12 protein-coding genes are annotated in these 13,296 nt (G+C 71.0%); 9 read left to right on the top strand and 3 right to left on the bottom strand.

Features of this window, described 5'->3' with window-relative positions; genetic code table 11:
* Window positions 1-49 precede the first annotated feature (49 nt).
* From ACOGI9_RS06595 to ACOGI9_RS06565, 7 genes are read left to right on the top strand one after another with little or no spacing between them, the layout of a single operon-like run.
* A complete protein-coding gene (locus tag ACOGI9_RS06595; protein WP_419859068.1) occupies window positions 50-913 on the top strand; it encodes a hypothetical protein in 864 nt (287 codons plus the stop codon).
* Window positions 910-1,290: a cupin domain-containing protein gene (locus tag ACOGI9_RS06590; protein ID WP_419859067.1), complete on the top strand. Its 381-nt coding sequence runs from the start codon at window positions 910-912 to the stop codon at window positions 1,288-1,290. The genes ACOGI9_RS06595 and ACOGI9_RS06590 overlap by 4 nt, the downstream gene beginning before the upstream one ends.
* Complete coding sequence (locus ACOGI9_RS06585) at window positions 1,290-2,081, top strand: SDR family oxidoreductase (protein ID WP_419859066.1); 792 nt, start codon at window positions 1,290-1,292, stop codon at window positions 2,079-2,081. The genes ACOGI9_RS06590 and ACOGI9_RS06585 overlap by 1 nt, the downstream gene beginning before the upstream one ends.
* The gene (locus ACOGI9_RS06580; protein WP_419859065.1) at window positions 2,078-4,303 is read left to right on the top strand and encodes a multicopper oxidase family protein; all 2,226 of its coding nucleotides are present in this window, start codon (window positions 2,078-2,080) and stop codon (window positions 4,301-4,303) included. Before ACOGI9_RS06585 ends, ACOGI9_RS06580 begins: the two co-directional genes overlap by 4 nt.
* 49 nt (window positions 4,304-4,352) lie before the next feature.
* Window positions 4,353-5,789 carry an amidohydrolase family protein gene (locus ACOGI9_RS06575; protein WP_419859064.1) on the top strand — a complete coding sequence of 479 codons (1,437 nt, stop codon included), beginning with the start codon at window positions 4,353-4,355 and terminating at the stop codon, window positions 5,787-5,789.
* Between the two features lie 44 nt (window positions 5,790-5,833).
* Window positions 5,834-7,252, top strand: a complete 1,419-nt coding sequence (locus tag ACOGI9_RS06570; RefSeq protein ID WP_419859063.1) for an amidohydrolase family protein — start codon at window positions 5,834-5,836, stop codon at window positions 7,250-7,252.
* A 36-nt stretch (window positions 7,253-7,288) separates the two neighbouring features.
* Window positions 7,289-7,963, top strand: a complete 675-nt coding sequence (locus ACOGI9_RS06565) for a nitroreductase family protein (RefSeq protein WP_419859062.1) — start codon at window positions 7,289-7,291, stop codon at window positions 7,961-7,963.
* Window positions 7,964-7,977: 14 nt separating this feature from the next.
* On the opposite strand, the gene ACOGI9_RS06560 is transcribed toward ACOGI9_RS06565, so the two are convergent.
* On the bottom strand, window positions 7,978-9,051 hold the full coding sequence (locus ACOGI9_RS06560) for a Glu/Leu/Phe/Val dehydrogenase dimerization domain-containing protein (RefSeq protein ID WP_419859061.1): 1,074 nt from the start codon (window positions 9,049-9,051) through the stop codon (window positions 7,978-7,980).
* 155 nt (window positions 9,052-9,206) lie between these two features.
* Between ACOGI9_RS06560 and ACOGI9_RS06555 the strand changes: the two genes are divergently transcribed.
* Complete coding sequence (locus ACOGI9_RS06555; RefSeq protein WP_419859060.1) at window positions 9,207-9,803, top strand: hypothetical protein; 597 nt, start codon at window positions 9,207-9,209, stop codon at window positions 9,801-9,803.
* Between the two features lie 29 nt (window positions 9,804-9,832).
* Here ACOGI9_RS06555 and hemH read toward each other — a convergent pair whose 3' ends face one another.
* Window positions 9,833-10,897 (bottom strand): ferrochelatase, encoded by a 1,065-nt coding sequence (gene hemH / locus ACOGI9_RS06550; RefSeq protein WP_419859059.1) that lies wholly within the window; start codon window positions 10,895-10,897, stop codon window positions 9,833-9,835.
* Between the two features lie 114 nt (window positions 10,898-11,011).
* Here hemH and hemG point away from each other — a divergent pair, with 114 nt between their 5' ends.
* Entirely contained in the window at window positions 11,012-12,277 is a 1,266-nt protein-coding gene (gene hemG / locus ACOGI9_RS06545; protein ID WP_419859058.1) for a protoporphyrinogen oxidase, read from the top strand.
* Here hemG and hemE read toward each other — a convergent pair.
* Window positions 12,199-13,287, bottom strand: a complete 1,089-nt coding sequence (gene hemE / locus ACOGI9_RS06540; protein WP_419859057.1) for a uroporphyrinogen decarboxylase — start codon at window positions 13,285-13,287, stop codon at window positions 12,199-12,201. The two genes, hemG and hemE, sit on opposite strands and share 79 nt — an antisense overlap.
* Window positions 13,288-13,296 lie beyond the last annotated feature (9 nt).

Genomic DNA, 13,296 nt, shown 5'->3' with positions numbered 1-13,296 from the left:
CCGGCGTTCGCGCGTCGGGCTCTCGTGCGTTCTCCCCGCGGCCGTCGCCGTGGCGGTGGCGATGCCGGCGGAGGGGCAGCTCAGGCGCGAGGCGCTCGTGCAGCCCGTGGGAGGCGCGCGGTCCGGCGAGGCCCTGCTCGGCGTCGGCGCCTCGCGTACCGCGAACGCCGACTTCCCGCTGGCCGGGCTCGGGGGCGACGTGACGGCGTTTCCCGAATTCCACGCCGCCTGGGCGATCGGACCGCGCGTCGTGTTCGAACTGAAGGGCGCGGCCCGGAAGATGCTCTCCATCGAGAGGCGCGATGCCGTCTCCTCCGTCGATCTCGATCCTTCTCTCGCCGACGGTACCTCCCGTGACGTGGGCGACTTCGAACTCGCCGTGTCGTTCGCGCCCATCGGCGGAACCACGGGCTTCTCGGCGGGGGGACATCTGGCCGTGAGGCTCCCGAACTCCGACGAGACCCGGGGGATCGGGCTCAACACGACGGACATCACGATCGCGGCCCTCTTTTCGTGGGGTTCGGCTCGCTGGCGTGCCACGGGCTGGTTCGGCGTCGGCATCCTGGAAGTACCGATCGAGCCCTTCGAGCAGAACGACGCGTTCGCCTACGCATTCGAAGCGCTGTGGAACGCGGCCCCGGACTGGCGACTGTCGATCGGCACGCGCGGACGGACCAGCACGAGGCGGGTGTCCCCGCTTGGCACCGGCGACCTCGGAGAATTCCGTGCGACGGTGGAATGGCGGCGCGGGCCCTTCGCCATCGACGCCGGGTTCGGGCACGGAACCACGGCGCTGAGCGGCGACTGGAACCTCCGGGCGGGCGTCGCCTGGACGCTTGCCGGGAACCGGCAGGCGACTCATCCTCCGCCGACCGGAACCACACGACATCACGCGAGGGAGGAAACGTCATGAGCGAAGCGAAGCCCCGGCACTTCCGCTGGGAGGAGTTGCCGTGGGAGCGCGTGACCGGGGAGTTGGGCCGGCGCATGGTGACGGGAGACCGGGCCATGATCGCGCAGGTCCTGCTCGAGAAGGGCGCGGTCGTTCCCACGCACTCGCACGAGAATGAGCAGTTCACCTACATCCTCGAGGGCGCGCTGCACTTCTGGCTGGGCGAAGACGGGCGCGACGAGGTCGTCGTACGGGCGGGCGAGATCCTCCATATCCCCTCGCATGTCCCACACAAGGCCATTGCGCTCGAAAAGACGCTGGACCTGGACATTTTCTGTCCTCCCCGTACCGACTGGCTCGACGGGACGGACTCCTACTTTCACGACACGGACGACTGATGGACCTCGGGATCGCGGGCCGCGTCGCCCTGGTCGCCGCCTCCTCCAGGGGTCTCGGCCGGGCCGTGGCGGAAGAACTGGCGGCGGAAGGGGCGCACCTGTTCATGTGCGCGCGCGGGGAGGCGGCGCTCGCGGAAGCCGCGGCCTCCGCCGACGCGCTCGGCCCCGGCGACGTCGTCGGGATCCCGGCCGATCTGTCGGATCCCGCGGCGGTGGCCGGCCTCGTGGAAGCGGCGGTGTCCCGCTTCGGGCGCGTCGATATCCTCGTGAACAACGCGGGAGGGCCACCCGCGGGGAAGTTCGAGGACCACGACCGGGCGGCGTGGAAAGCGGCCGTGCGCCTCAACCTGGAGAGCGCCCTGGATCTCACCCGCGCCGTCCTGCCCGGCATGAAGGAGCGCGGTTGGGGGCGGATCCTGAACATCACGTCCGTTGCCGCGAAGGAACCGGAGGCTGACCTGATCCTCTCCAACAGCGTGCGGGCCGCCGTGACGGGCTTCGCGAAGTCTCTTTCGAACGAGGTCGCCGCGTACGGCGTGACGGTGAACAATGTGCTCCCGGGCTTCACGCGCACCGCGAGGCTGGAGGAACTGGCCGCCGTGCGCGCCGAAGCCGGAGGGATCTCGACGGAGGAAGTGGAAGCGGGGTGGAACGCCGCGATCCCGGCGAGACGTCTCGGCGACCCGCGCGAGTTCGCCGCGGTTGTGGCGTTCCTCGCCTCCGAGCGCGCCAGCTACGTGACGGGCGTTTCCATCGCTGTCGACGGGGGCCGCACGCGGGCCCTCCATTGACCCCCGGGGCCCGGCGGTCATCGGAACGCGGCGCCATCGCGGCGGCCGCCGCGGCGCTCGGCGCCGCCGGGGCACTGGGTGGAGCGCTCTGGCTGTCGGTGGGCGCGGCGCCCCCGGGAATGCCGCCGCGGCAGGAGGCCTCTCCCTGCGCGCCCGGAGCGGCGCCGGGAGGCGCGGCGAGCCCCGACCTGTACTGCATGTCGCTGTTCCCGACGCCCCGGGTCCCGGACGCGACCGGCACGGTCGAGTTGCGCCGCCCCCCGGGGCCGTTCTCGGTGGGGGTGACGCCGGATGGGCGGCTCGCGTACGACGCCGTGATCTCGACGGACCTTCCACCCCCCTCCACGCTCGGTCCGTATGACCGCTACGTCGCCTGGGCGTCGACCCAGGTGCTTTGGCCCATCGAGCGGCTCGGGGAGGTGCCGGCGCGCGGCCGGGCCGAGGTGGGGCAGGTCGGGTTCAACAAGTTCCTCATCCTGGTCACGGCGGAATCCGGAGCGGACCCCGCGGCGGCGGAGGGGGCGGGTGCGGAACCGGCGGGTCCCTACGTGCTGCGAGCCCAATCGCCTTCCAGCCGCATGCAGCCCGCCGACTTCCTCGAGTTTGCGCTCGGCGCCACGCGGACCCCTCCGGGCGAGATGGTGATGGACGACGCGTGGGGCGGCGTACCGATGCCCGAAGGGGTCATGATGCTCCCGTCGCTCATGGAGCTTCGGCCGGACGTGCAGCCCTGGTTGCCGGGAGACGGCTGGGAAGGCGAGATCGTCGACGCCCGCCCCCGCGAATTGATCGAACTCGCCGACGGCGACTCGCTCTCCCTCGACGCCGTCTACGTGCGCCGCCGCATCGGGAGCCGCGAACTCCTGGGTTACGGCTTCAACGGACAGATCCCCGGGCCCCTCCTCTGGGTCCCCGAGGACGCCACGGTCACGATCGACTTCACGAACCGCATCGACTGGCCGACCGCGATCCACTGGCACGGACTGCGGCTCGACAACCGGTTCGATGGCGTCCCGGGCCTGACGCAGGATGTCGTCGCCCCCGGCGAGAGCTTCCGCTACACGGTGCATTTCCCCGACCCCGGCCTCTACTGGTATCACCCGCACCACCGCGAGGATGTCCAGCAGGACCTTGGATTGGCCGGCAACCTCATGGTCCGGTCGGAAGATCCGGACTATTTCAGCCCCGTCCACCGGGAGGAGGTCGTGATGCTCGACGACCTGCTCCTGGGCGAGCACGGGATCGTCCCCTTCGGTCTCGAGCGCGCCACCCACGCTCTCATGGGCCGCTTCGGCAACACCATGCTCGTGAACGGGAGGCCCGACTACGCGCTGGACGTGGAGCGCGGCTCGGTCGTCCGTTTCTACTTCACGAACGCGTCGAACACGCGGACGTTCAACCTCTCCTTCGGCGGAGCGCCCATGAAGCTCGTGGGCGCCGACGTGGGCAACTTCGAGCGGGAGGAATGGGTCGAGAGCGTGATCATTGCGCCGGCGGAGCGTTACATCGTGCACGTCGCCTTCCCCGAGAGCGGGAGCTACGCCCTTCTGAACCGGGTGCAGGGGATCGACCACATCGGCGGCAGCTTCTTCCCGGAGGAGGACACGCTGGGCGTCGTCCGCGTCGGAGCGGCGGACGCGACGCCGGATCTGAGCGCGACCTTCGAGGTGCTGCGGGAGAACGAGCGCGCGCGCGACGAGATCGCACCGTACCGCCCCCTCTTCGACCGGCCGGTGGACCTCACCCTGGAACTCGACATGTCGACGCGCGGCCTCCCGCTCGTCGTCGAGCGTCTCATGCAGGTGGACTCGGCGTACTTCCACCCGGTCGAATGGTCGGGAACGATGCCGATGATGAACCTGATCTCGACGCCGGAAAACGTGTCGTGGACGCTGCGCGAGCCCTCCACCGGCCTCGAGAACGAGGCGATCCGGTGGACCTTCCGCGTGGGCGACGTGGTCAAGCTGAGGCTCCGGAGCCGGCGCGAGACGCTGCACCAGATGCAGCATCCGATCCACATCCACGGCCAGCGCTTCCTCGTCCTCGCCACGAACGGCGTGGCGCACGACAACCTCGCCTGGAAGGACATGGTGGTGGTCCCCGTGGGCGGTTCGGTCGATCTCCTGCTCGAACTCTCGAACCCCGGCCGCTGGATGCTGCACTGCCACATCGCCGAGCACCTGGAGGCGGGCATGCAGATGGTGTTCACGGTGGAGCCGTGACGCGGTAGGTTTTTCGGGTCCTGAACGGCCCAACTCACAGGAGTCTCCCATGAGAAAGTTCATCGCGGCCCCCGTCGCGCTCGCGGCCCTTCTCGCTCCGGCTCACCTGCCCGCGCAGTCCGCGGCCGAACTCAGCGACGCGACCTCCGAGTTCGTCTCCGTCGCCGGCCCGACGGTCGCCCTCACCGGCGTGAAGGTGATCGACGGGACCGGGGCCGGCGCGCGAACGAACCAGACCGTCGTGATCGAGGGAAACCGGATCGCCGCGGTGGGCCCGGCGGGCGCGGTGGAGATCCCGCCGGGCGCCGAGGTCCTCGAACTGCCCGGACACACCGTGATTCCGGGGATGATCGGGCTCCACAACCACATGTTCTTCATGGGGGCCGGTGGCCGGATGTCACAGGGCACCATCTCCTCCCCGCGCCTCTACCTGGCGGCGGGCGTCACGACGATCCGCACGACGGGCAGCGTCTCGCCCTACGCGGACCTCAACGTCAAGTCGAACATCGAGCGCGGGGTGGCGCCGGGACCCCGCATGCACGTCACCGCGCCGTACGTTACGGGGCCCAACCCGGCCCTCGGCGACATGGCGCAGGTGAACTCGCCCGAGGAAGCGCGCCGCTTCGTCCGCTACTGGGCCGGGGAGGGCGCCTCCTGGATCAAGGCGTACACGACGATCCGGCGCGCCGAACTCGCCGCCGTCATCGAGGAGGCGCACGCGCAGGGCCTTCGGGTCACGGGGCACATCTGTTCGATCACCTTCCAGGAGGCCGTCGACCTGGGGATGGACAACATCGAGCACGGCTTCGGGACGGCGACGGACTTCGATCCCCGCAAGCGGCCGGACGAGTGTCCGCCGAACTCGATGGTCACCGTGGGAGAGGAGGGGGACCCGACGGGGGAGACGGCTCGGGCGCTGATCCTGTCGATGGTCGAGAACGACGTCGGGATGACCTCGACGATGGCCGTGATCGAGCCCATGACGAAGGGGCGCGCCGTCCTCGACGAGCGGACGCTCGAGGCGATGGCGCCCGAGGTGCGCGAGGACTACCTGGAGACCGTCGACGCGATCGAGGCGAACCCGGATTGGCCGATGACCGAGGCGCATCTCCAGAAGCACATGGCGTTCGAGCGCGGTTTCGTCGAGGCCGGGGGCGTGCTCGCCGCGGGCGTGGATCCGACGGGGATCGGGGGTGCCATCGCGGGCTTCGGAGACCAGCGAAACTACGAGCTTCTCATTGAAGCGGGTTTCGACGCTTCCACCGTGGTCCGGGTCGTGAGCGCGAACGGCGCCCGCATCATGGGCGTGGACGACGAGCTTGGGACGATCGAGGCCGGAAAGCTCGCGGATCTCGTCGTGCTCGAGGGCGATCTCGAGTCGGACTCCGCGATCATCAGGAACGTAACCGTCGTGTTCAAGGACGGCGTGGGTTACGACTCGGAGAAGCTCATCGACTCCGTGAAGGGGATGGTGGGGATTCGGTGACCGGGGGACCCGACGAAAAGGGACCCGTCGAGAGAGGAAGGAAGATGTCCAGAGTTCTCGCCGCCTTCGCGGCCATCGCGACTGTGCTTGCCGACCCCGTGGCCGCGCAGACCTACGACCGGTTGTCCGAGGAAGCCCGCGCCTATGTGGCCGTGCGGGCGCCGACCGTGGCGCTCGAACACGTTCGCGTGATCGACGGCACCGGCGGCCCGGTCCTCGAGGACCAGACCGTGCTGCTGCGCGACGGCCGGATCGCCGCCGTGGGCCCCGCCGCGTCCATCGACGTTCCGGAGGGTGCGGATCGTCATGACCTGCGCGGCCACACCGTGATCCCGGGGATGGTCGGCATGCACGACCATCTGTTCTATACCGCCGTGGGGGGACGGCGCGTGCAGCTCGGCTACAGCGCGCCGCGGCTCTATCTCGGTTCCGGCGTCACGACGATCCGCACGACCGGGAGCGTCACTCCCTACGCGGACGTCCACCTGAAGGACGCGATCGACCGCGGCGATTCTCCGGGCCCCCGCATCCACCTCACCGCGCCGTACATCACCGGCTCGACGGGCGCGCCCCACCAGGCCCGCGTGACCTCTCCCGAACAGGCCCGGCGCTTCGTCGAGTACTGGGCGGGGGAGGGGGCCACGTGGGTGAAGGCGTACACGTCGATCGGGAGCGCCGAACTGGCGGCGGCGATCGAGGAGGCGCATCGCCTGGGCCTCCGCGTCACCGGACACCTGTGCTCGGTGAGCTTCCAGGAGGCCGTCGCGCTCGGGATCGACAACCTCGAGCACGGGATGCTCACGGCGTCCGATTTCGTGCCGGAGAAGGAGCCGGACCGCTGTCCCGGCAACATCATGCAGCGGGCCGGAAGCTCGGACCCCACGGGACCCATCGCGCGGGAGACGATCGAGGCGATGGTGGAGGCCGGCGTGGGACTCACCGCCACGCTCTCGGTCTACGAGGCGTTCTTTCCCGACCGCGACGTCGTGGACGAGCGCACGCTCGAGCTGATGGCTCCGGACCTCAGGGAGGCCTACCTCGATGAGCGCGGGCGCATCCAGGAGATGGGACCCGATCCCGAGAACTTCCGGAACGAAATGCGCTTCGAGAAGGCGTTCGTCGACGCCGGCGGGTTGCTCGCCTCGGGTGTCGATCCCACGGGCAACGGCGGCGCGCTCCCCGGCTTCGGGAATCAGCGGAACTTCGAGCTGCTGCTCGAGGCCGGGCTCACGCCGGTGCAGGCCGTGCAGGTGGTGAGCGCCAACGGGGCGAAGATCCTCGGCGTGGATGACGAGCTCGGCACCGTGGAGGCCGGGAAGCTGGCCGACCTCATCGTCCTGAACGGCGATCCCGGAAGCGATCCGCGCGCGATTCGCGCGGTCCGCTGGGTGTTCAAGGACGGCGTCGGCTACGATTCCGGCGACCTGATTCAGGCGACGCGGGGCCTCGTCGGAGTCCGCTGATTCCGGCTTCGATCGCGTGACTCGCAGGTCGGTCCGATGACGCACGGGGGCGCGTACCGTCCGGTCCCGCTGGCGACGTTCACGCGCCGCGGGGAGGAGGAGATGGTGCGTCGCGCGCGGGCCTTCCGCGACGAGATGCGGCGGCGCCGGACGGTCCGCGAGTACTCCGACGAGCCCGTCCCCGCGGAGGTCATCGACGCCTGCATCGAGGCGGCGGGAACGGCCCCCAACGGCGCGAACCGGCAACCGTGGCACTTCGTCGTCGTGCGCGATCGCGGGGTGAAGCACCGGATCCGGGTGGAAGCGGAGAAAGAGGAGCGGGACTTCTACGAGCACCGCGCGCCGGCCGCATGGCTCGAAGCGCTCGCCCACCTCGGAACGGACGAGCACAAGCCGTTCCTGGAGACGGCGCCCGTCCTCATCGCGATCTTCGCGGAGAGTTACGAAGTGCGCGGCGGGGAGAAGCTCAAGAACTACTACGTGACGGAGTCCGTCGGCATCGCCACCGGGATCCTCATCACGGCGCTGCATCAGGCGGGGCTCGCCACCCTCACCCACACGCCGAGCCCCATGGGCTTCCTGAACAAGATCCTCGACCGCCCCTCCAACGAGCGGCCCTTCCTGCTGCTCGTCGTGGGCTATCCCGCGGACGACGCGCTCGTTCCGGACATCACGAAGAAGCCGCTGGACCGCATCGCCTCCCGCCGCTAGCAGGAGGTGGGGGGCTAACCCGCGCCGGGAGGCGGTCCGCCGTGTGCGTCGAGGAACCGCCGGGCTCGCCGCCGGGCCGCGTGAAGCGGCGATTCTCCGGCGCCCGCGGCCTCCTCGAACATCTCTCGCAGCGACGACCCGATCTCGTCGACGCGGGCCCGGAGCCGGGTCTCGTCCCGCTCGCCCCGGTGGATGGCGGAGAAGGCGACCGCCCCGCCGGCGTTGATCACGTAGTCGGGGGCGTAGAGGATCCCGCGCGCGCGCAGCCTTTCGGCGTCGGCGTCCGAGAGAAGCTGGTTGTTCGCCGAACCGGCGACGATCCCGCAGCGCAGGCGGGGGATCGTGTCCGGATTCAGGGTCGCCCCGACGGCGCAGGGCGCGTACACGTCCGCGTCGACCTCCCACATGCCGTCGGCGGGGATCACCGTCCCCCCGAAGCGTGTCTGCGCCCGTCTGGCGGCCTCCTCGCGCAGGTCCGTCAGGTGGAGGGTCGCCCCGGCCTCCGCCAGAAGCCCGGCCAGCGGGAAGCCGACGTCGCCGAGTCCCTGTACGAGCACCGCGCGGCCGCCGAAGTCCGCCTCGCCGAACCGGTGCTCGAGCGCGGCCCGGATCCCGGCCAGGACGCCGCGCGCCGTGTACGGCCCCGGGTCGCCCGGCTTCCCATCCACGAGACCGACGGCGTACCCGGAGATGGCGCCGATGCGGGCCATGTCCTCCGGGGTCGTGCCCATGTCGACGCCGGTCTGGAAGGCGCCGCGGAGCGAGACGAGATGTGCCGCATATCGATCGACCAGGCCCGCGCGGGCTTCGTCGCCCAGGTCGTCCGGGATGGCGATGACCGCCTTGCCGCCGCCGAATCGAACGCCCACGCCCGCCCACTTCCAGGTCATGCCTTCGGCGAGGCGCATGGCATCGATCAGGCCGTCCACGGGCGCGGGATAGGAGGCCATCCGGGTGCCTCCGGCGGCCGGACCCAGTCGCGTATCGTGCAGGGCCACGAATATCCAGGCCCCGGTGGCGGAGTCGAACGCGGTGACGACGGACTCGCCGTTCCACGCCTCCGTGACATCGAGAAAGCCGCGGGTCATACCCTCTCCGTATCCGTCTCGGGTGCAATCGCGTGCGCGAGCGCCGTGAGACTATCGCGCCGTGCCCGCCCGGGCGACATTGGGAACATGCGGGGCGCGATCGCGTATCGGTGCCAGGGGGCAGAAACGGCGGCGACCGACCGGGAGGCGATGGGATGACGACACTGTTCTTCGGAGACATGCTCCCCCCGTCGCCCGAAGCCGAGAAGCGCCGCGAACACGTCCTTGTCGGCACCGCCACCCCCATCAAGCTCGACGTCCGGCCGATCGAGCATGACCTGACGCCCCGAGGCAGTATCTGCATAGGGACCTTTCACGAAGATCGGCCGATCGGGCGCTGCGCCATCCCCCGCGACAGCGTGCAGGACTTCCTCGAGATGGACCTCTTCGACAGGCCGGTCGCGCTCGCGCTGAATGTCCGCAAGGGCGGGCCCGGCATGGAGGGCAGCCTGCTCGCGCTCGTGCCGATGGACCGGGCGTCGCGGGGCGGATCCGAGCGGGATGAGCCGTGGAGGGCCAGCGTCCCCGGGGCGGCGTACGACGACGCGATCAAGTCGGGCGGCGACGATTCCCGGTCCACCCAACTCGTCGGGATCTTCCTCGGCGAGGTCGTGCGTTTCGAGGGCGACCGGCGGGAACCGGCGTCGATGCTCCGCGAAGCCGCCGACATGCTGGCGTGCGTGATCCGCGGGCAGGTGGACAGCGTCGGCGGCCGGGTGCTCGAAGACCTGACCGCACGCCCGGAAGGCTGAACGCGCGACATCGTGCCCCCGGGGGGCTTTCAGGTGGACGGCTCGCCGTTGAAGCAGACGTCCGTTCCCGGGCGACACCGGCACGACGTCCCCGGAGGGAGGGCCGGAACTTCGACGCCCAGCGCCGTCAGCGCGAGGTCGGCCAGCACCTCGGCGAACGCGCCATCGTCGTGCGGTATGCCGACGCGGCGAAACTCGAGTCCGAGTGCGGCGGCGTGCCCGGCGAGATCCACATCCAGTTCCATCAACGTCTCGGACTGCTCGTGCATGAAGCTGACGGGATCGACGAGGATCTTCGCGACGCCCCGGAGGCGCTCCAGCGCCGTCTCGATGTCCGGCGGGGTCCATTCGATCCGTCGGTTCGTGTGGTTCTGGTAGCCGAGCGTCCACGTCTCCACGCCCAGCGCGCGGGCCTGCGTCGCGCACCACTCCTCGACGTAGTCCACGTAGCGGCTGCCCGCTTCGACGTACCGCAGCGGGGTGCCGTGGGCGCTGAACACGAGGTGGACGTCCCGGTCGGTCAGGCTCCAGCCGGCTTCCGCGGCCGCGCGGCGGATCGCGTCGGCGCGAAGGCGTGCGTAGCGGGGATGGCGATGCCACCCGGTCACCCCGCGCACCTCCGGGCACCATCCGATTCGCTCGAGCGCGTCCTCGACTTCGTCCAGCGCCGCGACGGTGGTCGAGGGGCCGCAGAGCGGGTACACGGGTAGGGGAACGAGTGCCTCGGCGCCTGTCTCCCGCAGGCGGCGCAGCGCCTCCTCGATCGACGGCTCGGTGAACTGCATCCCCATGGTCACGCGCATTGGATGCCCGCGGGCCCTCAGCGCCCGGTGGAGCGCCTCCGTCTGCGCCTCCGCCTGCGCGTGGAGCGGAGAGCCGCCGATCCTGTCGTAGACCTCGAGCAAGCCGGGCGTCCGCCGCCGCGCGAGTTCGCGGCTCCGTGCGCGGGCCGCCGCCGCGTCCATGTGCGGCTCCAGCCGGGCGTTGGCGAGGAAGATCCGCTCCAGAAAGCGGGCGACGGCGCTCGGGTCCGCTCCCGTCGGTTCACCGAAGTTCAGGAGGAGGACGGCGGGTCGGGGTTCGGAGTTCGCCATCGCCCGAACCTATCGGCGCGGTCCCCGGCTTGCCCGTGCCCGAAAGGTTCGGGACGTTGCCGCCGCCCGGTGCGGTAGGCCATTCGAGGGCCGAGGCAGCCGGAAGGGGGAGGCATGCGGGTCGGAATCATCGGCGGAGGGATCACGGGGCTGGCGCTCACGCACGCCCTGGCGCGGCGCGGCATCGACTCGATCCTGCTCGAGGGAGCGGATGACGTCGGGGGGGTGATCCGTACCTCCCGCCACGACGGCCGGGTCGTCGAACTCGGCCCCCAGCGGACGCGCCTCTCGCCTCCGGTGCGGCGCCTTGTCGATGAACTGGAGCTTCGAGCGGAGGTCCTGGAGGCGCGGTCCGGCGCGCGTCTGTTCATCTGGGCCCGCGGCCGGCTGCGGGTCGTGCCGAACCGGCCGCGCGGGCTCCTGACGGGGGATCTGCTCTCGCCGGTGGGGCGCGCCCGCGCCGCCCTCGAGCCTCTCACCGGAGGGATTCGACCGCGGGAGTCCGTGGCCCGCTACTTTCGCCGCAAGGCCGGACGCGAGGCGTACACGCGGCTGTTCGGTCCGCTGATATCCGCGACCTTCGGATCCGATCCGGAGACGATGCCGGCGGCCCGCGTTCTTCCCATGCTGCTCGGCCCGCTCGGCGTGAAGCGCAGCCTCCTCGCGGCGGCGAGACGCTGGCAGCCGGCCGCGTCGCCCCCGGCATTCACCTTTCGGGCGGGCATGGCGACGCTGCCGCACGCCATCGCGCGCCGACACGCGGATCGGGTTCGGGTCGCGGCGCCGGTCCGCGAGTTGCGGCGCTCGGGCCGGCGATTCGAGATCGCCCACGGGGGCCCGCGGCCGGACTCCGAGGCCGTGGACCATGTGGCGATCGCGACGCCGGCGCCCGCCGCGGCGGATCTCCTGAGGACCGTCGCGCCCGCCGCGGCGGACCGTCTCGCCGGACTCCGGTATCACCGCGTTGCCGTCATGCCGCTGCAGGTCGAGCGCACGCCGGAAGGGTTCGGATTCCAGGTCGCACTGGGCGAACGGTGGCGTACGCGCGGCGTGACGTGGAACGCCTCGCTGTTCGGGCGCGACGGCCTCTGTACGGCCTATCTGGGCGGCGGTCTCGATCCCGATGTTACCGCCTGGAACGCGGCCCGACTCGAGCGGACCGCGGCCGGCGAGTACCAGGCGATCCATGGGGCGGCGGCGACCCCCATCTGCACAGCCCGGCCGCGGCTCCCGGCGTATGACGGCTCGTGGGCGGCGCTGGACGGGCTCGACCTTCCTCCCGGCATCACGCTGGCCGCCGGCTACACGGGACGGCTGGGCCTGTCGAGCCGAATCGCCGAAGCCGAGTCGGTCGCGGAGCGTCTCGCCGCGGGCGTCTGATCCTGCGGGCTCCGGCGCCGGACCTCGTCGACCACGGCGGCGATGACCTCCGGGTCGGAATCCGGGTGGAGACCGTGTCCGAGGTTGAAGATGTGGCCGGGACGCCCGCCCGCCCGCCTCAGCACATCGCGCGTCCCCGCGCGCGCCGCCTCCTCGCCCGCCAGGATGCAGGCCGGGTCGAGATTTCCCTGTATCGCGCGTTCCGGGCCGATGACGTCCCATGCCTCGTCGAGCGGCGTGCGCCAGTCGACGCCGATGGCATCGCCTCCCGCCTCGGCCACCGCGGCGTGCGTGGCGCCGTAGTGCACGGTGGGGATCGCCTTCTCGCGGAGCCGCTGCAGCAGGCGGCGCGAGTAGGGAAGCACATGCGCCCGGTAGGTGTGGGGATCGAGGATGCCGCACCAGGAGTCGAACACCTGGATCGCGCCGGCGCCGGCCTCGTGCTGGGCGATCGCGAACTCCGCCAGGTGCTCGGCCCAGAACCCCGCGAGCCGGTCCCAGAGCGCCGGGGACCGGAGCATGAAAGCCCGCAGCTGTGCGAGCCGGCTGTCGCGCGTGCCGCGAGTCAGGTACGAGCACAGGGTGAAGGGGGCCCCCACAAAGCCGATGATCGGACGCGCCTCGTCCGCCGCGAGAAGGCGGATCGCCTCGAGCACGAAGGCGAGTCGCTCGCGCGGTTCGAAGGGGCGCAGGCGTTCCACGTCGGCGAGGCCGGCCCACGGGGGCAGGGGAACGGGCCCCACGCCGGCCCGCAGCTCGATCTCGATCCCGGCGGCCTCGAACGGCGTCGACAGGTCCATGAAGAGGACGAGGGCGTCCACGTCGAAGTACTCGAGCGGGAGTCGCGTGACCCGGGCCGCCGCCTCCGGGTCGCGCACGAGTTCGAGGAACCCGCGCTCCCGGCGGAGTTCGCGATAGGCGGGGAGGGAGCGTCCCGCCTGCCGCATGAACCACACCGGCGTCCGCTCCACGGGTTGGCGCGCGAGCGCGCGCAGAAGGAGATCGTTCATGGCCCGCCG

It is taken from the genome of Candidatus Palauibacter irciniicola (genome assembly GCF_965208695.1).
GTDB lineage: Bacteria > Gemmatimonadota > Gemmatimonadetes > Palauibacterales > Palauibacteraceae > Palauibacter > Palauibacter irciniicola.
The sequence above is the reverse complement of the archived record's forward strand: the minus strand, read 5'-3'. Positions and strand labels throughout refer to the sequence as shown.